20 protein-coding genes and 1 pseudogene are annotated in these 18,717 nt (G+C 66.1%); 7 read left to right on the top strand and 14 right to left on the bottom strand.

Annotated elements, in window-relative coordinates; genetic code table 11:
* From ACX9NE_RS23680 to ACX9NE_RS23670, 3 genes are all read right to left on the bottom strand, one after another.
* On the bottom strand, positions 1-1,248 hold a 1,248-nt coding region (locus ACX9NE_RS23680), incomplete at its 3' end, for a condensation domain-containing protein (RefSeq protein WP_459363673.1).
* A gap of 339 nt (positions 1,249-1,587) precedes the next feature.
* On the bottom strand, positions 1,588-2,253 hold the full coding sequence (locus ACX9NE_RS23675; protein WP_459363672.1) for a GNAT family N-acetyltransferase: 666 nt from the start codon (positions 2,251-2,253) through the stop codon (positions 1,588-1,590).
* Between the two features lie 164 nt (positions 2,254-2,417).
* Complete coding sequence (locus tag ACX9NE_RS23670; protein ID WP_459363671.1) at positions 2,418-3,755, bottom strand: xylulokinase; 1,338 nt, start codon at positions 3,753-3,755, stop codon at positions 2,418-2,420.
* A 30-nt stretch (positions 3,756-3,785) separates the two neighbouring features.
* Between ACX9NE_RS23670 and ACX9NE_RS23665 the strand changes: the two genes are divergently transcribed.
* The 4 genes from ACX9NE_RS23665 to ACX9NE_RS23650 all read left to right on the top strand — a co-directional run bounded on the left by ACX9NE_RS23665 (position 3,786) and on the right by ACX9NE_RS23650 (position 6,982).
* Positions 3,786-4,766 carry an NAD(P)-dependent oxidoreductase gene (locus tag ACX9NE_RS23665; RefSeq protein WP_459363670.1) on the top strand — a complete coding sequence of 327 codons (981 nt, stop codon included), beginning with the start codon at positions 3,786-3,788 and terminating at the stop codon, positions 4,764-4,766.
* Positions 4,763-5,413, top strand: a complete 651-nt coding sequence (locus ACX9NE_RS23660) for an L-fuculose-phosphate aldolase (protein WP_459363669.1) — start codon at positions 4,763-4,765, stop codon at positions 5,411-5,413. The genes ACX9NE_RS23665 and ACX9NE_RS23660 overlap by 4 nt, the downstream gene beginning before the upstream one ends.
* Positions 5,414-5,501: 88 nt before the next feature.
* Complete coding sequence (locus tag ACX9NE_RS23655) at positions 5,502-5,654, top strand: hypothetical protein (RefSeq protein WP_459363668.1); 153 nt, start codon at positions 5,502-5,504, stop codon at positions 5,652-5,654.
* 299 nt (positions 5,655-5,953) lie between these two features.
* Complete coding sequence (locus ACX9NE_RS23650; protein WP_459363667.1) at positions 5,954-6,982, top strand: NAD(P)H-dependent amine dehydrogenase family protein; 1,029 nt, start codon at positions 5,954-5,956, stop codon at positions 6,980-6,982.
* 84 nt (positions 6,983-7,066) lie between these two features.
* Here ACX9NE_RS23650 and ACX9NE_RS23645 read toward each other — a convergent pair.
* A pseudogene (locus tag ACX9NE_RS23645) lies at positions 7,067-7,538 on the bottom strand (hypothetical protein); the annotation flags it as partial.
* A gap of 62 nt (positions 7,539-7,600) precedes the next feature.
* Here ACX9NE_RS23645 and ACX9NE_RS23640 point away from each other — a divergent pair.
* Positions 7,601-8,425, top strand: coding sequence for a class I SAM-dependent methyltransferase (locus ACX9NE_RS23640; protein WP_459370819.1), 825 nt, complete (start codon positions 7,601-7,603; stop codon positions 8,423-8,425).
* Positions 8,426-9,617: 1,192 nt separating this feature from the next.
* Here the strand turns inward: ACX9NE_RS23640 and ACX9NE_RS23635 are convergent.
* Together ACX9NE_RS23635 and ACX9NE_RS23630 are read right to left on the bottom strand one after the other, a co-directional pair.
* A complete protein-coding gene (locus ACX9NE_RS23635) occupies positions 9,618-10,850 on the bottom strand; it encodes a zinc-dependent alcohol dehydrogenase (RefSeq protein WP_459363665.1) in 1,233 nt (410 codons plus the stop codon).
* The gene (locus tag ACX9NE_RS23630; protein WP_459363664.1) at positions 10,847-11,626 is read right to left on the bottom strand and encodes an SDR family NAD(P)-dependent oxidoreductase; all 780 of its coding nucleotides are present in this window, start codon (positions 11,624-11,626) and stop codon (positions 10,847-10,849) included. Before ACX9NE_RS23630 ends, ACX9NE_RS23635 begins: the two co-directional genes overlap by 4 nt.
* 159 nt (positions 11,627-11,785) lie before the next feature.
* Here ACX9NE_RS23630 and ACX9NE_RS23625 point away from each other — a divergent pair, with 159 nt between their 5' ends.
* Complete coding sequence (locus ACX9NE_RS23625) at positions 11,786-12,709, top strand: class I SAM-dependent methyltransferase (RefSeq protein WP_459363663.1); 924 nt, start codon at positions 11,786-11,788, stop codon at positions 12,707-12,709.
* Between the two features lie 53 nt (positions 12,710-12,762).
* On the opposite strand, the gene sppA is transcribed toward ACX9NE_RS23625, so the two are convergent.
* A complete protein-coding gene (sppA, locus tag ACX9NE_RS23620) occupies positions 12,763-14,559 on the bottom strand; it encodes a signal peptide peptidase SppA (RefSeq protein ID WP_459363662.1) in 1,797 nt (598 codons plus the stop codon).
* Positions 14,560-14,607: 48 nt separating this feature from the next.
* Here sppA and ACX9NE_RS23615 point away from each other — a divergent pair, with 48 nt between their 5' ends.
* Entirely contained in the window at positions 14,608-15,534 is a 927-nt protein-coding gene (locus ACX9NE_RS23615) for an LLM class flavin-dependent oxidoreductase (protein ID WP_459363661.1), read from the top strand.
* 93 nt (positions 15,535-15,627) lie between these two features.
* Here the strand turns inward: ACX9NE_RS23615 and rplO are convergent, their stop codons facing one another.
* The 7 genes from rplO to ACX9NE_RS23580 form a co-directional block, all read right to left on the bottom strand.
* Positions 15,628-16,068: a 50S ribosomal protein L15 gene (rplO, locus tag ACX9NE_RS23610; protein WP_459363660.1), complete on the bottom strand. Its 441-nt coding sequence runs from the start codon at positions 16,066-16,068 to the stop codon at positions 15,628-15,630.
* Positions 16,065-16,247: a 50S ribosomal protein L30 gene (rpmD, locus tag ACX9NE_RS23605; RefSeq protein ID WP_459363659.1), complete on the bottom strand. Its 183-nt coding sequence runs from the start codon at positions 16,245-16,247 to the stop codon at positions 16,065-16,067. The genes rplO and rpmD overlap by 4 nt, the downstream gene beginning before the upstream one ends.
* Positions 16,244-16,918 carry a 30S ribosomal protein S5 gene (gene rpsE / locus ACX9NE_RS23600; RefSeq protein ID WP_459363658.1) on the bottom strand — a complete coding sequence of 225 codons (675 nt, stop codon included), beginning with the start codon at positions 16,916-16,918 and terminating at the stop codon, positions 16,244-16,246. The genes rpmD and rpsE overlap by 4 nt, the downstream gene beginning before the upstream one ends.
* Positions 16,919-16,955: 37 nt before the next feature.
* The gene (rplR, locus tag ACX9NE_RS23595) at positions 16,956-17,324 is read right to left on the bottom strand and encodes a 50S ribosomal protein L18 (RefSeq protein WP_459363680.1); all 369 of its coding nucleotides are present in this window, start codon (positions 17,322-17,324) and stop codon (positions 16,956-16,958) included.
* Between the two features lie 35 nt (positions 17,325-17,359).
* Positions 17,360-17,899: a 50S ribosomal protein L6 gene (gene rplF, locus ACX9NE_RS23590; RefSeq protein ID WP_459363657.1), complete on the bottom strand. Its 540-nt coding sequence runs from the start codon at positions 17,897-17,899 to the stop codon at positions 17,360-17,362.
* A gap of 24 nt (positions 17,900-17,923) precedes the next feature.
* Complete coding sequence (gene rpsH / locus ACX9NE_RS23585; protein ID WP_065137374.1) at positions 17,924-18,322, bottom strand: 30S ribosomal protein S8; 399 nt, start codon at positions 18,320-18,322, stop codon at positions 17,924-17,926.
* 206 nt (positions 18,323-18,528) lie between these two features.
* Positions 18,529-18,714: a type Z 30S ribosomal protein S14 gene (locus tag ACX9NE_RS23580; RefSeq protein ID WP_055580333.1), complete on the bottom strand. Its 186-nt coding sequence runs from the start codon at positions 18,712-18,714 to the stop codon at positions 18,529-18,531.
* Positions 18,715-18,717: the final 3 nt, after the last annotated feature.

The raw sequence follows: 18,717 nt of genomic DNA, 5'->3' as shown, positions 1-18,717 counted from the left end.
TAGTCTCTGCAGGCGTTGCGCCAGATCGGAGACATCGAAGTCCGAAAAGGGCCTGCCAGCACCGGCAGTAACCAGAAAAAGCTGATCACCATCTTTGATGAAGAAGAGACCGAAGTGGTTCACCCGACCAAAGCTGGTGTAGACAATCGATGCCGGCGCGCTGCCGAAAGGTGAAATCGTTACCGACGGAAAAAAATTAACGGCGACCCTGGCCGCTTGCTGCACCGCGCCGCGCGGTCCCCTATTTTTCTCCAAGACTTGCACTGGGAATCGCTGATGCCGCAGTGCGCCTCGTATGTGAGTTTCAACATGCTCACAGAAATCGGCAACTGTCGACGACGGCGACACACTCAGTGCCAGCGAGACAAAACCACTAATCATCCCGGGCAACGTCTTCGACTGCGCGCCGATGCGCCTGCTCACTGGGAAATCGAGCGCGACGTCCGACCCACCGGAACACCACTCACGCACCAAAAGCGCGCACGCCGCAGTTATCACCGACGAGCTACGGACCCCTATTTCCTCGCAAAACTCTTCGACTCGGTTCACCACAGCAGGGTCCAGCCGAATTGGCGCGGAGGCTGGGTAGATATCGGGCCGATCCGTGGCTTGCGTCAACTGGTAAGCCGGACCATCTTCAACCGTACGGTTCTTGCGCCAATAAGCCTGGTCTTCGAGGTATTCGCCGGACTTCTCGTATTCGGACTCATAGTCGACCAGATCGCGTAGTGAGCCAAAAGCGGCTGCCGGCGCCGGCTTACCGGATATAAGCGCAGAGTAGACGGCGGCAATCCGTTCAGTGATAAGCACGGTACCGAATCCATCGATGACTATATGGTGAACGCAGATGAACAAATGAAATTCATCAGACCGCGTCTGAAACAATGCAAATTTATAGAGCGGACCAGACCAAGGCAGAGGTGTGCGCTGAATGGATGAGGCCACCTGGTAGGCGTCGCGCACGGGATTCTGCGAGTGCCTGAGGTCATGATGAGCAATCTCTATATCCGGGTCGTCAATCGCCGTCTGAAGAATCTGGCCATCCACCTCGAAGAAGGAGACCCTCAGTGGTTCGGCCTCGTCCACCACCTGGCGGATCGCCCGATCAACGACATCAGGATCTACCTCACCCCTGATCGGCACGAACCAGCCCATCAGCCAGTCCGTCTGCGAACCACCGGTTTCCTGGGAAAGCCAAATATCCAACTGCCCCCGCGTCAGCGGAAGGGCCGGCGATCCAAGCTCCATCCGACCGCTACGACCTTGCAGGCTCACGCGTTACAAGCCCGGCGAAGCGCCTGCGCCCCGCCTCCTCGCATAGCAAATCGAAGAAACTGCCGTTATCATCGTCAAACGAATTGCCGCCCAACGGCCTACCTCGCCAATCAAAGTCGCAACCTTGCCGCGGGCATCAGCGGCTAATCTATGCTATAGCAATTGTAACCAATAGCAAGCATTAATTGGCTTTGCCGGCTATGCCACGCAGTTGACTCTCAACTTGCCGAGACAGCGGGAGATTACGACGGTACGACGACTTGCGCGTGCGCTATCCCGGTTGCGGGGATACGGCCAGTCCTCGCACTCCCGCTAAGCCGGATTGGCCGCGGGCGCGCGCACCACCATCGGCACCGCGGGAAACGCCCACGCCATCTCCGAGCGTGACTTGCGCAGCGCCGCGGTGCCATAGCCTTTTTTGCGGTGCTCGGGGTGAATCCAGATCCGCACGTTGACCTCACCGTTGAGAAGCTCGCCGAACACCATGCCGACCTTCTCTCCCGAACAGACGGCCACGAACCACGCAGCCTCTTCGTCGTGCAAACGCTTGATTGCCTTGCTGATCTCGTCGTCGATGGTGCCGGCGGGGGCGCCGGATCCGTCGCCGGCAGCCTTGATCTCGTCGGTACGGGCGGTGAAGATATCGCGGTCCTCGGCGGCGTTGAACGAACGCAGCTCGAGGGTCTCCCCCGAACTCGCCGGGCGCTCATTGAGCGTAAAGCTGAGTTGCTTGTTCAGGTCGTCGAGTTCGGCCAGGATTTTCGCGCGCGCGTCTTGAGTGAGTTGTTCGAAAGACATACTCATCACGGCTTCGGCAGCAAGGTGCGAGGTTCCCAACAATGCCACGATCGCCTCGACGGCAGCGGGCTTGTTCTTCGCCTCGACTATGGCGTCGGCGACCTCGTGCCGGCGCTCCAACGCGGCAAGCAAAGCATCTGCGATCTCTCGACGGGCTGCGGTCTGGTCGTGGTCAGTCATTGCACTAGCGTAGAACGACGCGCGGCCTATTGCGCCACGGGTCGGACCAAGTGGTGGCGACCCGCCGCGCCCGGCTGACGCCGCGCGTGCGATCGCCACGGGCTGGACCACGTGGTGGCGACCCGCCGCGCCCGGCTGACGCCGCGCTTGCGATCGCCACGGGGTCAGGCCAATCGGGATCCGCTGAGCTCCAGGAAGCGGCGGTACCGATCCTTGGTCGGCCCCACCCAGTCAGGGCGGGGTTCCACAACCCGTTCCACCGAGGCCCAACGGACCGCGTCGGTAAGCACCGACTCCAGTCCCACCGCCATCCGGGCCAGGAAGGCGGCGCCCAGCGCCGCACCTTCGGCCACCGCGGATACCTCGACCGGCCGTCCGGTCGCGTCGGCGATGGCCTGCATCCAGGGTTGCACCCGGGTGCCACCCCCCGCGGCGACGATGCGGCGCACCGGCGCACCACTCAACTGCAGAATCTGTCGTACGGCGAAGCCCGACGCCTCATAGGCCGCCCGCCGCACCGATCCGGCGTCCTGGGTGAGATCGACTCCGTGCAGCGCCGCGCGCCGATCCGGATCGTGGAACGGCGTACGCTCGCCACGGATGTATGGCAACCACACCGGCACCCGCCGCGGGTCGCCGTTCAGCGAATCAGCCTGCGTGACAACCCGATCCACCCAGCCCAGGAACAAACCGCCGGCATTGCTGGCGCCCCCGATCTGGCTCTTGCCGACCGCCGTGTGCGGAATCGTCCACAAGCCGGGCACCTGCCTGGGTTCGGCAACGGTGACCCACACGATCAGGGTGGTGCCGCACAACACCAGCACGTCGCCGTCGTGATCGGCGCCGGCGACGATCTGCTCGCACAGGGCGTCGATCGCGCCGATCCCGAGCACCGCCGGCGTCCCGTGTATCTGCCCGACCGCCTTACCGAACGTTTCGACGCGCGGCATCTGATCGACCCTGGCGCCGCACTCGGCGAGCGCCGCCTGGCTCCAGCCCGTTCCGTCGAACAGCGGCAGCGAGGTGATGGCGGTGGCGAAATCGATGACCGCCTCTCCCGCCAGCGCGTGATTGGCCACCGCGGGAGCCGGCCAGTATCCCGCCGCCTCCGGCGCTGCAGCGGCCGTCCACCGCAGAAACTCGGCCGCCTCACCGACGGCGGGGACGGGTTGAGTCACTGTGTCGGGCACCCGGCCCCGGCTGTCGCCGTACAACAGTCCCGGTGTGATGGGCACGCCGTCGGCGTCCACGGCGGTCAGGGACGGCACCATCGACGCCACGGCGACCGCTCTGGCGTCGGGCCGGTTAAGCCGACCCAGGGCCGTCACCGGCCCCTCGCGCCACGCCCTTTCCGCGTTGTGCTCCAGCCGATCGGCGGCCGGGACCAACAGCTGATGCGGAATCCTCGTCCGCGCGTGCACCCGACCGTTCTCGTCGGCCGCGACCGCCTTGGCCGACGTCGTGCCGACGTCGATGCCGATTGTGACGTCTTCGCGTGACACGGGCGCCACGGTACGCCAGCATTGGCAAGCGTGACGTCTCGACCACGCGGCCTGGTTACCGCCCCCATGCGCGGACCGGGTTTCGCCAAGATGCACCAACTTGCCGATGTCGTGTACGACCCGTGGATCGAGCAGACCCCGCTGCGAATCTACAACGCAGAACAGCTGGCCGAGCGTATCACCGCGGAATCCGCCGATATCGTTGTGGTGGAGAGCGATTCGGTCGCAGGGCCGGTGTTCGAGCTGGGCTTGCGCGCGGTTGCGGCCACTCGTGGCGACCCCAACAACGTCGATATCGCCGGTGCCACCGCGGCCGGCATCCCGGTGCTGAACACACCGGCCCGCAACGCCGACGCAGTCGCCGAGATGACGGTCGCCCTGTTGCTGGCGGCTACCCGCAGAGTGCTGCCAGCAGACGCGGACGTGCGCAGCGGCAACATATTTCGCGACGGAACCATTCCCTATCAACGGTTTCGCGGGTGGGAGATCGCCGGCCTCACGGCCGGACTGATCGGGCTGGGCGCGGTCGGCCGGGCCACGGCGTGGCGGCTGTCCGGACTCGGCCTGCGCGTCATCGCGCACGACCCGTATTGCGACGACGCGCATCACACCCTGGAGGATCTGCTGGCCGAATCCGACGTCGTCTCCCTGCATGCGCCCGTCACCGATGACACCGCCGGAATGATCGGCGCTGCGCAGTTCGCCGCCATGCGGGACGGCGTGGTGTTCCTCAATTCCGCGCGAGCGCAACTGCACGACATCGACGCTCTCGTTCACGCGCTGCAGACCGGCAAGGTGGCGGCCGCCGGGCTGGACCATTTCGCCGGGGAATGGCTACCCACCGACCATCCCTTGGCGGCGCTGCCGAACGTGGTGCTGACCCCCCACATCGGCGGCGCCACGTGGAACACTGAGGCTCGGCAGGCGCAGATGGTCGCCGACGACCTTGAGGCGCTGCTGTCCGGCGACATGCCCGCCCATATCGTCAACCCGGAGGTGCTGGGCTCATGAAGTACGTTGCGGAAGCAGAAGCGGCTGTGTTGGCGGCGGCCAAGGACATGCTGCGCCGCGGTTTGGTGGAGGGCACGGCCGGCAACATCTCGGCCCGGCGTTCCGACGGCAACCTGGTGATCACGCCGTCGTCGGTGGACTACGCCGACATGGCGCTCGAGGACCTGGTGCTGGTCGACCCGAACGGTGAAGTGTTGCAGGCCAAGGACGGACGCATGCCCTCGACGGAGATGCAGCTGCACCTGGCCTGCTACCGCGCATTCGATGACATCGGCAGTGTCATCCACAGCCATCCGATCTGGGCCACCATGTTCGCCGTGGCGCACCAGCCGATTCCGGCATGCATCGACGAGTTCGCGGTGTACTGCGGCGGAGACGTACGCTGTGCCGAGTACGCCGCATCCGGTACCCCCGACGTCGGCACCAATGCGGTCAAGGCGCTGGACGGCCGCGGCGCCGCATTGATCGCCAACCACGGCCTGGTGGCCGTGGGCCCCCGGCCCGACAAGGCGCTGCATATCACCGCACTCGTCGAGCGAACCGCTCAGATCGCCTGGGGTGCAAGGGCCCTCGGCGGTCCAGTGCCGGTCCCGGAGGAAGTCAACCGCAACTTCGCCGGGGTGTATACGTACTTGCGCGCCCATTGATCCGCGTCGCCCGCCGACTCTGAGGCGTCGCCCGGTGCACTCTCGCCAGGGAACACTCGGTGAACACGGTCCAGCTTGCCGCGCAATCGTGACGCGAGCGGTGGAGTTACGGTTCGGCCTGCCCACGCGCGTCTTCGCGCACCCGCCCTCGGCCGGATGGCTCGACAACGCCGACCTGCTGGCGCCGGACTTCTTCGACCCGGACACCGACAAGCTGCACATCGCGTCCAGAACTGGGTGATCGAGGTGGAAGGCCTGACCGTCGTCGTGGACACCGGCGTCGGGAACGACCCAACCCGGCTGCGGATCCCGCCGCTGGATCACCCCCACACCATACGATTACGAGCTGAGCCCTTCCCTGCGGCTGCGGCCAGCACCCGGGCACACTCCTGGCTCCTCGGTGCGATGACTCGATGCAGGGCAGCCGCCCGTCTTCATCGCCGATCTCACCCAGCCCGCCGCAGGTGCGCCGAACCGCAGTCGAACGGCGTTCGGATTAGAACAGTGTTCGATTCGACCAGTCAACGGATACCGTGAGGCATGCGGCAAGTGGTGCAATGGTCCACCGGCAATATCGGCAAGCGCGCGCTGGGCATCTTGATCGACCGCGACGAGTTCGACGTGGTGGGGGTGTACGCGTTCGGCACGGACAAGGTGGGCAGCGATGCCGGTGATCTCGCCGACCGGGATCGGCTGGGACTGAAGGCCACCGACGACGTCGATGCGCTGCTCGACCTGGCGCCGGACTGCGTGAACTACATGCCGCGGGTGATCGACTACGAGATGGTGACCCGGATGCTGAGTCGCGGCATCAACGTCGTTACCACGGGTGACTTCCTGACCGGCACCCATCATCCGGCCGAGCGCGCGGCACTCGAAGCCGCGGCGCACGACGGTGGCGCAACGTTTCTGGGGACGGGCTTCGAGCCGGGATTCATCAATGTGGTGGCCGGCTTCCTGACCGGCTCGTGCCCTCGCGTGCGCAACGTCCGGTTGGCTGAAACTTTGGACTGCACCACCTATCCGGTGCACGGTGCGTGGCGGGTGCTGGGATTCGGCAAGCCCCCGCGTGAACGGATCGCACCGATCGACCCGGCCGCGCAGCGCTTCGGGCTGGGTTACTTCGAGACGCTGGACATGGTTGCCGGCATGCTCGGCGCAGAACTCGACTCGAAGGAAGCGTTCGTCGAAAACGCGGTCGCGACAAAGCGTTTAGACCTCGGCTGGGCGACGTACGAGGCCGGTACGGTGGGCGGCCAGCGCCGAACCTACCGCGGGTTGCTCCATGGCCGTCCGGTGGTCGAACTAGCGATCTGCTGGACCATGAGCAGCGACGGACTCGATCCGCAATGGACCGATCCCGAGGGTTTCAGCATCGTGATCGACGGTCAACCGTACGTCGACGCCACGATCCGATTCGGGCATCCCGGGCAGGATGCGATGACGGTGTTGATGGACAGCACCGCCGTCGCGGCGGTCAATGCCATCCCGTTCGTCTGTGATGCCGAACCGGGCGTGATCACCCCCGTGGACCTGCCCATTACCGGATCCCGGGGCGCCCTTGGCTGAACGTCGCCGGACGGCAGCGGCGGGGGCCGACGGCCAATAGCCACTCAATCGCCGCCGGCGCGCACGACCGCGCCTGTGCCGCGCTCAACCGTGTGCGCCGTCGAGTCCGTCTGTGCCGAGGGCTCCTGGCGCACCGCTACCGCCCGCGCCGCCGATGCCACCAGACCCGCCCTGACCACCGACGGCACCCTTCCCGGGGTTGAGGCCAGAGCCCCCAGCACCGCCCGCGCCGCCTACACCACCGGTGCCGCCGGTATCTCCTGTTCCCCCCATACCGCCGGCTCCGTCGCTGCCCGAGTGGCCAAAGAGTCCGCCCACCCCGCCCGCTCCCCCCGTGCCGCCGTCACCACCGGCACCCCCGGCGCCGCCGTCGCCACCATCGCCGCCAGAGGCACCGTTTCCGCCTGTGCTCTTTGCATTTCCACCCGCCCCGCCAACTCCCCCAACCCCGCCGGCAGCACCAACTCCGCCTGTTCCGCCGCCCCCCGTCACCCCCGGCACCGCCGTCGCCGAACAGCAATCCGCCGCGTCCGCCGCTGCCACCCCCTCCGCCGCTGCTGTCTACCCGCGGCAGGTCATCGGTGGCTGCTGCCCGCCTATGACGTGAGCTCCCGGGTTATGGGGTTCAACCGCGTCTATCAGCGGCTCATCACGCAAGCCGGGCTCGCCGATGGCCAGCGGGTGCTGGAAATCGGCGGTGGCACCGGAAATGTGATCATCAGAGCCAAGCAATTTCGGCCCGCGATCGACGCGGCCGGGTGCGATCCGGACCCACTGGCACTCGATCGGGCCCGACGAAAGGCGGTCGTAATGACCGGGATCCGGTTCGATCGGGGATACGCCCAGCGATTGCCCTACGGTGACTGCCAATTCGATCGGGTGCTGTCGTCAATGTTGCTGCATCACGTTGGTGCGGACGCGAAGGCTGACGTCGTCGCCGAGGTCTTCCGGGTGCTGCGGCCGGGCGGTCACCTGCACCTCGTCGACATCGCGGGCGACGCGCACACCCACCACGGTCTGCTGACCCGACTGGTGAGGCGGAACCCGCATTTCAGCGAGAACATCGGGGCGCGATTCCAAAGTTATTGCATGAAGCCGGTTTTGACTGCACGGAGCTCATCACGGCATCGCAGCGCATGGTGGGACGAATCGCCTACTACCAGGCCACTCGGCCGGCCCAGGCGCCGGCCGCACTGGATTGACTTTCATGCTGAGTGTTGGGTCGTGGTCGGGGGCGTGGTGGGCGGAGTCGTCGGCTTGGTCGTCGGTGGCGTCGTCGGCTTGGTCGTCGGTGGCGTCGTCGGCTTGGTCGTCGGTGGCGTCGTCGGCTTGGTCGTCGGTGGCGTCGTGGGTTTGGTTGTGACCGGCGGTTTCGTGGTCGGGTTCGTCGTCTGCGGTGATGTCGCGTCGCGAACGCATCGCGGCGGATTCTGCTCGCAGTGATACCCCGGCAAGGGGCAGCTGACGCAGTATTTCGTCGGCTCCGGCGGCGTTCCGCTGGTGTTCAGCGGGTCACAGAGACCGTCGCCGTCCAAGTCGACGCAGGGCAGCTTCTTCTCGCCGGGTGCCGCGAGCCAATCCGAGCCGACATACTCCACCCAGATCGGCGGGGTCACGCTGGAACCGAAAATGATGCTGGTCCGGGTACTTTTCGTCGTATGCGGCGCACCACCGTAGACGGCGTATCTGATCCAAGGCCCGGTGCGACCGGCGATCGCCGGGTCTGATTCCTGCGGTAGGTAATCCGGTGCGGCAAGCGCGATATGCCCATACTCAGTTTTGCCGGGGACACTGTGCGCCGACGCCACAATGAAATGGCCTTCATTAGCAAGATCCGTTACCGCCGGCCCGGGATCGACGCCAACGCCAACCTGTCTCCATCCGGTCTTGATCGGATCCGTGACTGCTCGGGTCAAGAACTCGTTCATCGTGTCGGCGGTACGGAGCTTTTCGTCATGGGACCCGTCATACGACCTGTCCCGGAAATAGGGAATATCCAGAATCTTTCCCACGGCGCCGAGGTACCAATTGCACGCCTGCTCAGAATAGGGCGTGTTGGGCTTGCCGGATGCTTGCTCGATGGCGGCGCCGAGAGATGCACGCCTCAGCTTCCGGGCGAGTTCAATAGCCTCCTGATATGAGATCCTGCGGTTGGCCTGCCACGAGACCACCACAAAGCACGCAGCAGGCGGAGGATCGGCCTGCATATCGTCCTCACACTGTTGCGCGGCGTCCATCAGCCGACCGGCGTGCTTTCTGTCTGCGGCCGGGCCCTTTTCGGTGTCCGCTGCACCTTTCGTCGATTCGCACGCAGCGCCCCCTCCACACTGAGTCGGGTTGCTGCGACTACACGCAAGAGGTATCACCAGGCCGGCGACCGACAAGACAGCGCCCACGGACACGATCAGCCATCGCAACTGCACGCCGCCGCGCAGCCTTGCTGCGAACGCGGGTAGATTCGTCGCCCGGAAGCGGAGGAACACAGTGCGCATCCCCCCACCCCTCTCGCGCCGATTTGGGCGCTTCATCGGCACACGTTTCGCCATCAACCGCGCGCGCTACAAGGGCCTTTGGACCTCATCAGTCCCGGCTTAGTCCCTCGCGGCGGCCAGTTTCCGACGGGACTGGCGGGCACCTACCGCTGATCGATCACCACCTTGACCGCGCCACTATGGCCTTGATCGGCGATCGCAAGGAACGCGTCTCGCCACTGCGCGAGCCCAAACGCGTGAGTCAGCATGGGCCGCAGATCTATTCGTCCGTCCACGACGAGGTCGAGGTAGTGCGCGATGGCGTGTTTACGCACTCCGTTTACCTGCTCGATGCCGAAGGCGTTGGATCCGATCAAGCTGATCTCCTTGAAGTACAGCGGGCTCCACTCCCAGCGCCCGGGTGCATGAACCCCGGCCTTCACCAGCGTCCCGCGCGCCGTCAGCACCCGCACTCCGACCTCGAAAGTCTCCGGCTTTCCCACGGTGTCGTAGACGATGTCGATCGCGCCCGGGTGCGCCATCGGCAGGCCCGCCAACGGTTGCCGCAACCGGCCGCCACCCCACGCGGCCAACTCCTCGATAATTGCCAAACGCGGTTCGTGCGCAAGCACTTTGGCGGCCCCGAACCGCCCAGCCAGTTCTGCCTGAGCCCCAAACCGCGCGACGACCGCGACCGCGACATCCGGGTACAGCGCCCGCAGTATGGCCACGGCGCACAACCCCAGCGACCCAGCCCCGTACACCAGTACGCGGCCCGAGCGCGGCGGCGGGTGACGGGTGATGGCATGTAGCGACACCGAGAACGGGTCGGCGAACACCGCGGCTTCGTCGGGCACCGACTCCGGCACCGCGAACAACATGCCGTCATGCGCAGGCATCAATTCGGCATACCCCCCGGTGACATCGGCCGACACCCCGGTGTGGATGCCGGGCCTGATGTCGCCGTCGGTGAAGCTCCAGCACAAGCTGTAGTCACCACCGTCACAGGCCGGACACGGCGGATCGATGCCCCGTGGCCCGCACGAGAGCCATGGGTTGAGCACCACTCGTTGACCCACCTCGACCCCCCGGGCTTTCGGCCCCAACTCAACCACGTCGGCGACCACCTCATGGCCCATTACCTGGGGAAACGAGCAGAATGCCGCCATGGCGTTGTCGGCGTCGTCCGCGCCGAAGTCCAGCAGAATCTGCTTGGAGTCCGACCCGCAGATTCCGGTCAGCCGTGGGCGGGTGATGACCCAATCCTCATGCGGCAGAACCGGGTCGGGCAACTGACGCAACCCCGTTGGGGTGCGGGCCAGGTTCTGAACCAGCGGACCTGCGTTCGCCGGAACCCTCAGCGGCTCGGGCGGCACACCATAAACGAGCGCCCTCACTGTCGCGCCATGCCGGCAATGAACCCGTCGAGATCAGCGTTCTTGGCGTCAACCACCGATTTCAGGTCGGGCAGGTAATGCTCGAAACGGTCGCTCCCCAGCGCCGCGATGATGCCCTCGGCCACTTCCTCCGGGGTGACCTTGGGGCCACTGTAGACGGGCTCATCGTTGTCGGGTTGATTCCAGATCTCGGTGTCCACCGGGCCCGGCTGTATCAACTTCACCGAGACACCGGTTCCGGCCAGGTCGATGGCCAGTGCCTCGCTCCAGCCAGAGAGGGCGAATTTACTTGCACAATAGGCGGATTCGGCGGCGATTCCCAGCCGCCCGGCGACGCTCGACACATTGACGATAGTGCCCGAGCGCCGAGTCAGCATCCGCGGTAGCAGCGCCAACGTCAGCCGCATCGGCGCGATGAAGTTGACCCGCATGACACCCTCCACCTCCATCGGTGTGAGCGCCACCACGTTGCGTCGCTTGGGAATTGCGGCGTTGTTGACCAATACGTCAATGCCACCCATCGCATGCCACGCCCGTAGTGCGAGTCTGCTGGCGGTGAGTCCGTCAGCGAGGTCGGCCACCCACATCACCGAAGCGGGTGAGGCGGCACGACAGTCGGCCAGGACATCCGCCAGTCGATCCTCCCGGCGGGCCACCAGACCCACCACCGCTCCCCGGGCGGCCAATCTCCGGGCCAACGCCGCACCAATTCCCGATGAAGCTCCCGTGAGGAGCACGCGCGTGCCGTCCAACCGCTCCAGCATCGGGTTCGTCATTGCTTCAGCGTGCCGCGATCCCCGCCGCTGCGAAACCTCTTTCTCCGGAAATGTCCGCGGAATCAGCCCGGTCGGGCGAGCGCGTTTGCCGCCATGGTAATGCTGTAATGCAGTCTGACGTTGTACAGGGCGCTATTCTTCCCGACAGATTGGACAGGCATGCCACGGGCTCACGACGACAACTGGGATCTCGCGTCCAGCGTCGGCGCCACCGCGACCATGGTGGCGGCCGCGCGCGCGATGGTGACCAAAGCCCCCGACGGACTGATCAGGGATCCGTTCGCCGAGCCACTCGTGCGTGCGGTCGGGGTCGACTTCTTCACCAAGATGATGGACGGTGAGCTCGATCCCGAGGCGTTCGAGAACGTCAGGCCCGGACGCATACAGGCGATGATCGGCGGAATGGGCCTGCGCACCAAGTACTTTGACGACTATTTCGCCGATGCCACTCGCGACGGGGTCCGGCAGGTGGTGATTCTGGCGTCCGGCCTGGACGCGCGTGCCTACCGGCTGCCGTGGCCGGACGGGACAGTGGTCTACGAGATCGACCAGCCGCAGGTGATCGAGTTCAAAACGACCGCCCTGGCCGATATCGGTGCCGAACCGACCGCCATTCGGCGCACCGTGTCCATCGACCTGCGTGCCGACTGGCCCACCGCACTGCAGGAAGCGGGTCTGGATATCACGCGGCCGACCGCCTGGCTGGCCGAAGGTCTGCTCATTTACCTGCCTCCGGACGCCCAGGATCGGCTGTTCGACAACATCACCGCGCTCAGCGCCCCCGGTAGCACCGTGGCTACCGAATTCGTGCCCGGCATCGTGGATTTCGATCCCGCAAAGGTGCGGGAAATGTCTGAGCGGTTCCGCGACCAGGGCATGGACATCGACATGGCGTCGCTGGTGTACTCCGGGGCGCGCACCCACGTCGTCGACTATCTGCGAGGCAAGGGTTGGGACGCCGACGGGGTGACGCGCACCGAGTTGTTCAAGCGGCACGCCTTGGAGGTCCCCGCTCCCGAGGACGACGACCCGCTCGGCGAGATCATTTTCATCAGCGGCCGACTGCGCCTGATGCCCCAGTAAACGCCAGGTTTCCGGTGATGCGGCCCGGGCAAACGGCTGCGGATGGGCTGGGCCTAGAAGCGCGCCTGCCCTACCCACAGCACGCTGGCGCCGCCCATCGTCTGCTCGACGTGCTCGACGATGCCGACCACCGACCGGGTCAGCAGCGCGCCGACGGCTTCGGACAGCGAGGCCGCGCCCGGTTGTGATGACGCGCGCGGACGCAGCATGTCCAGCCATGACGATCCCGGGTAGCTCAGCAGGCGAACCTCGGTGTCCGGATCCAGTCCTGCCAGCACCTTGGCGCGGCGCACCGCGGTGCGAAAACCTCCGAGCTCGTCGACCAAGCCGCGCTCCAGCGCATCGCCACCCGTCCAAACCCTGCCGCGCGCAACGACTTCCACATCTTCAGTCGTCAGGTTGCGGCCGTCGGCGACGCGTCGCACGAAGTCGGTGTAGAAAAGGTCGGCATCGGCCTCCTGGCGGGCCTGCTGCTCCGGTGTGAACGGCGCATCTATCGACCAGGCATCGGCGTTCGCGTTGGTGCGCACCGTGTCCGAGCCAACCCCCAGTCGGTCCTTGAGATCGCGCACCACCAGCTTGCCGGTGATGACTCCGATCGAACCGGTGACCGTGCCGGAATTGGCAACAATCGCGTCGGCGGCCATCGAAACGTAGTAGCCTCCGGAAGCCGCGACCGAACCCATCGAGGCCACCACCGGCTTGCCACGCTCGCGGGCTCGTTTCACCTCGCGCCAAATCGTTTCCGATGCCGTTACCGAGCCACCGGGGCTGTCCACCCGTAACACGATCGCCGACACCGAATCGTCGGCGGCCACCTCCCGCAGCGCCGCCGCGATGGTGTCGCCGCCGGCGCTCGAGGGTCCGAAAGGCACGCCCTGCGGACCGCCCCGGCCGTTGACGATCGCTCCTTCGACGGTGACCACGGCAATGGTCGGCTTGGCCCGACGCCCCGGTATGGCGGGTATTGGCGGTGTCAGCCGCGGGCGGGCTGAGCCTGCATAGCGCGCCAGGTACATCCGCGGCGGCTTCTCCTCGCCGTCGACGTCATCGGCTTCGGGTGCACCATCCGCCGTGCCGACCAGTTCGGCGATGCGGGCATAGGCCTCGTCGCGGAAGCCGATCCGGTCGACCAGACCGGACGCCACGGCGTCATCGCGCATCAGCGGTGCGCGGTCGGCCAACTCGTTGAGCGTGCCGACGTCGATCTTCCGCGACTCGGCGACCGCTTGCCACACCTGCTCCTGCAGGCTCTCCACCATGCGGGTGACCGCTTCGCGGTGCGCATCGGTAAAGCCGTCCTCGGTGAAAAGGTTTGCCGCCGACTTGTATTCGCCCCGCGCTACGAATTGAGCCTCGATGCCGGCCTTCTCCAGAGCATCGCGCAGGAACATCGCATTGGCCGCAAAACCGATCAGCCCGACTCCGCCGGAAGGCTGCATCCAGATCTCCCGGAAGGCCGAAGCCAGGTAGTAGGACAGCGTCCCCGGGTAGGTCTCGGCCCAGGCCACGGACGGCTTGACGGCGCTGAACGCCGCGATGGCGTCCCGCAACTCCTGAACCGCCCCGATCGGCGACGGGGGCAGTTGCACCCGGGCGATCAGCCCCGCGACGCGCGTATCCTCAGCGGCGCGGTGAATGGTGGCGACCGTCTCGCGCAGCGACATCTGGCGGCCACCGCCGGTGATGATCGCAAAGGGGTCGAAGCCCGTCGTCTCCGGCGGTGTGCTGCGCAGGCTCAACTCGAGGACGCAACCGTTGGGCACGCCGTGGTGCCGAGCGGTGTCGACCCGGTCGACAAGGGCACGTAGATCGTTGACGCCGGGCAGCGAAGGCAGAAAGGCGAACATCTTTGAAGCCTACCGACCGGCGCACAGGCGACCCGTACGGTGGAGGCCGTGAGGTTCTCCATTGCGATCCCACAACTGGTCCCCGGCGACTTCGACGCCGACGGTTTGCGCTCCTATCTGATGCGCACTGAGCAACTGGGGTTCGAGGGCGGGTGGGTTCTCGAACAGACCATCGGTGCCTCGCCCCTGCTGGCTCCGCTGGAACTGCTGGCGTATGCGGCGGCCTGCACGACGCGGCTGCGGCTGGGGGTCGCGGTCCTGGTGACATCGCTGCACGATCCGTTGCAGCTGGCCTCGTCGATCACGACCGTCGACCGCCTGAGCCACGGCCGGCTCGACATCGGGATCGCGCCCGGTGGCGGTCGCCGCAAATTCGCCGCCTTCGGTGTCGAAAAGGACTCGTATATCAGTTATTTCACCGAGGGCCTGCAGCTTATGAAGGCGGCGTGGTCCGACGAACCGCGGGTGACGTTCCATGGCCGGTTCCGCGACGTCGACGACCTGCCCATCGCGCCCAAGCCGGTGCAGCGGCCGCACCCGCCAATCTGGTTCGGCGGCAACGCACCCGCGGCACTGGCCCGGGCGGTACGGCACGGCGACGCCTTCCTGGGGGCCGGTTCCTCGTCGACGGCCGACTTCGCGAAGGCGGTGGAAGTCGTGCGACGCGAACTCGCCGAACAACAGAAGGACCCGGCGGGCTTCACCATCGGCAAGCGGGTCTACCTGATGATCGACGACGACGCCGACCGGGCCCGCGAACGGGTGCTTGCCGGGCTGCGTCGCATCTACGGGGGCATGCCCGGCATCGATGCGGTGCCGGTGTCAAGAACTCCGGCCGATGTCGTCCGGGGGCTCCGCGAGGTGATGTACGCGGGCGCCCAGATGATCCTGTTCAACCCCGTCGGCGAGAACGTCGCCGAGGACCGCGAGCAGATGGAACGCCTTGCCGCGCAGGTCATTCCGCGGCTGAGTTAGACCGCGCGAGCTGGGGGCACCACCCGCTTGCGGGGGAACGCAAAAGCCCCCGACACGCCAGGCGTGCGGGGGCTTTTGCGTCTGCTCGCGCCATTACAGCTCGGTGGCGCTGCCGCCGGCCGCGGTGATCTTCTCCCGCGCGCTGCCGCTGAACTTGTGCGCAGTCACGTTGACGTTCACCGTCAACTTGCCATCGCCGAGAACCTTGACCAACCCGTTCTTGCGAACCGCGCCTTTGGCCACCAACTCGTCGATGCCGACCGTACCGCCCTCGGGGAACAACCGGCCGATATCGCCGACGTTGACGACCTGGTACTCGGTGCGGAACCGGTTGCGGAAGCCCTTGAGCTTGGGCAGCCGCATGTGGATGGGCATCTGCCCACCCTCGAACGTCGCCGGAACGTTCTTGCGAGCCTTCGTACCCTTGGTGCCGCGGCCCGCGGTCTTGCCCTTGGAACCTTCACCGCGCCCGACTCGGGTGCGCGCGGTCTTCGACCCGGGCGCAGGCCTCAGGTCGTGCAGCTTGATGGTCACTTGGTCTCCTCCACCTCAACCAGGTGGCTCACCACTGAGATCAATCCGCGCGTCTGCGGGTTGTCTTCGCGGATCACCGAGTGGCGAATTTTGCGCAGACCCAGGGTGCGCAGGCTCTCGCGCTGCTTCCAGCGCGCACCGATGGTGCTGCGCACCTGGGTGATCTTCAGCTGGCTCATTGTGCTGTTCCCTCTCGAGCTGCCGCAGCGGCCAGCGCCTCACTTTCGCGGCGGGCCTTGAGCATCCCGGCCGGGGCGACGTCCTCGATGGGCAGCCCGCGCCGGGCCGCCACCTCCTCGGGACGCTGTAGCATCTTCAGGGCCGCGACGGTGGCGTGCACCACGTTGATCGCGTTGTCGCTACCCAGCGACTTGGCCAGGATGTCGTGCACGCCGGCGCATTCCAGCACCGCACGCGCCGCACCACCGGCGATCACACCGGTACCCGGGCTGGCCGGGCGCAACAACACGACGCCGGCGGCGGCCTCGCCCTGTACCGGGTGCGTGATGGTCCCGCGGATCAACGGCACCCGGAAGAAACCCTTGCGGGCCTCCTCGACGCCCTTGGCGATCGCGGCGGGAACCTCTTTGGCCTTGCCGTAGCCGACGCCGACCATGCCATTGCCGTCACCCACGATGACAAGGGCGGTGAAGCTGAATCGCCGACCACCCTTGACCACCTTGGAGACACGGTTGATGGCGACGACCCGCTCCAGGTAATTGCTCTTGTCGCCGTCCCGATCGCGGTCGCGACCGCCACGGCCACCGCCGTCGCGGCGGCCCCGCCCGTCACGCGAGTCGCGGCTGTCACGGCTGTCGGGGCCCTGCCCCCCAGCGGACTGTTCCGCCATTATGCGGTCCTTCCATTCATCAGGCTGATGCTGCTCATCAGAATTGCAATCCGTTCTCGCGGGCAGCGTCGGCCAGTGCCGCTATCCGTCCACCGTAGGTGTAGCCGCCGCGGTCGAAGACCACGGAGTCGACGCCGGCAGCCTTGGCCCGCTCGGCGATCAACTGTCCGACTCGCACACTACGGGCTTTCTTGTCCCCATCCAGACCGCGCACGTCGGCTTCGATCGACGAAGCCGCGGCCACGGTGGTGCCAGTCAGGTCGTTCACCAACTGCACGTGGATGTGCCGCGAAGACCGGTTGACCACCAGCCGCGGACGCTCCGCGGTGCCGGAGATCTTCTTACGCAGCCGTGCGTGCCGGCGCAGCCGCGAGACCCGGCGGGTCGCGGATACGCTCTGCCCCACGGGCTTTTGCGCTTCAGCCTGTGATTGCGCCATGCCTACTTACCTGTCTTTCCGACCTTGCGGCGGATCTGCTCACCCTCGTAGCGCACGCCCTTGCCCTTGTACGGGTCGGGACGGCGCAGACGGCGGATGTTCGCCGAGATTTGGCCGACCTTCTGCTTGTCGATCCCAGTTACCGTGAATTTCGTCGGAGCCTGCACGGCGAACGTGATGCCGTCGGGAGCCTCGATCACCACCGGGTGGCTGTAGCCGAGGGCGAACTCCAGGTTGCTGCCCTTGAGCTGCACGCGGTACCCCACGCCGTAGATCTCCATCTTGGTGGTGTAGCCCTCGGTCACGCCCGTGACAAGGTTGGCCACCAGGGTGCGGGACAGCCCGTGCAGCGAACGGTTGCGCCGCTCGTCGTCCGGACGGGACACCACGATCGCGCCATCGTCGTTGCGCGCCACCGTGATCGGCTCGGCGACCGTCAACTCGAGGGTGCCCTTGGGCCCCTTCACCGAGACGTTCTGCCCGTTGATCACTACGTCGACTCCGGCGGGAACCGGAACCGGTTGCTTACCAATACGCGACATGATTCAAACTCCTCTTACCACGCCCTACCAGACATAAGCGAGGACTTCGCCGCCCACGCCCTGTCTGGCTGCCTGACGGTCGGTGAGCAGACCCGAGGACGTCGAGATGATCGCGACGCCGAGGCCACCCAGCACCCGCGGCAGGTTGGTGGACTTCGCGTACACCCGCAAGCCGGGCTTGGACACCCGCTTTAGACCGGCGATGCTGCGCTCCCGGCTGGGTCCGTATTTGAGCTGGACGACCAGCGACTTGCCGACCCGCGCATCCTCAGTGCGGAAGTCGGTGATGTAGCCCTCGCTCTTGAGGATCTGGGCGATGTTGGCCTTGATCTTGGAGTGGGGCAAGGTCACTTCGTCGTGGTACGCGGAGTTGGCGTTACGCAGCCGTGTCAAGAAGTCTGCGATTGGATCCGTCATGGTCATTGAGCGCTACTCCTCTTCATCGCTGCGCTCTGCATCGTCGATAGCGCGGTCATCGAGCGCCACTCCTCTTCATCGCTGCGGCCCCCTCGCCGCTGCGCTGCTGGGGGCGCCCCCACTGCATCGTCGTCATCGCGGTCATAACAGCGTCTACAACCTTCCTCGCGGTGGTTCCCGGTCGGGCCTACCGTGCTTTAGTCCTGTGGCTCTTACCAGCTGCTCTTCTGCACGCCGGGCAACTCACCCGCATGCGCCATCTCGCGCAGGCAGATCCTGCACAGCCCGAACTTGCGGAACACCGCGCGCGGACGGCCGCACTTGCTGCAGCGTGTGTAGCCGCGCACCGCGAACTTCGGCTTGCGGTTGGCTTTGTTGACCAGTGCCTTCTTCGCCATCTG

This window comes from Mycobacterium sp. ML4 (assembly GCF_054515735.1).
This window is presented reverse-complemented; position numbering and strand designations above follow the sequence as displayed.

What these genes read in the sequence shown, in the direction of transcription:
- ACX9NE_RS23625 (WP_459363663.1), top strand. Translation starts at nt 11,786, where the DNA reads ATGCCACGGGCTCACGACGACAACTGGGATCTCGCGTCCAGCGTCGGC.
- ACX9NE_RS23660 (WP_459363669.1), top strand. Translation starts at nt 4,763, where the DNA reads ATGAAGTACGTTGCGGAAGCAGAAGCGGCTGTGTTGGCGGCGGCCAAG.
- ACX9NE_RS23580 (WP_055580333.1), bottom strand. Translation starts at nt 18,714, where the DNA reads ATGGCGAAGAAGGCACTGGTCAACAAAGCCAACCGCAAGCCGAAGTTC.
- ACX9NE_RS23630 (WP_459363664.1), bottom strand. Translation starts at nt 11,626, where the DNA reads ATGACGAACCCGATGCTGGAGCGGTTGGACGGCACGCGCGTGCTCCTC.
- rplF (WP_459363657.1), bottom strand. Translation starts at nt 17,899, where the DNA reads ATGTCGCGTATTGGTAAGCAACCGGTTCCGGTTCCCGCCGGAGTCGAC.
- rpmD (WP_459363659.1), bottom strand. Translation starts at nt 16,247, where the DNA reads ATGAGCCAGCTGAAGATCACCCAGGTGCGCAGCACCATCGGTGCGCGC.
- ACX9NE_RS23640 (WP_459370819.1), top strand. Translation starts at nt 7,601, where the DNA reads ATGGGGTTCAACCGCGTCTATCAGCGGCTCATCACGCAAGCCGGGCTC.
- rpsE (WP_459363658.1), bottom strand. Translation starts at nt 16,918, where the DNA reads ATGGCGGAACAGTCCGCTGGGGGGCAGGGCCCCGACAGCCGTGACAGC.
- rpsH (WP_065137374.1), bottom strand. Translation starts at nt 18,322, where the DNA reads ATGACCATGACGGATCCAATCGCAGACTTCTTGACACGGCTGCGTAAC.
- sppA (WP_459363662.1), bottom strand. Translation starts at nt 14,559, where the DNA reads ATGTTCGCCTTTCTGCCTTCGCTGCCCGGCGTCAACGATCTACGTGCC.
- ACX9NE_RS23650 (WP_459363667.1), top strand. Translation starts at nt 5,954, where the DNA reads ATGCGGCAAGTGGTGCAATGGTCCACCGGCAATATCGGCAAGCGCGCG.
- ACX9NE_RS23675 (WP_459363672.1), bottom strand. Translation starts at nt 2,253, where the DNA reads ATGACTGACCACGACCAGACCGCAGCCCGTCGAGAGATCGCAGATGCT.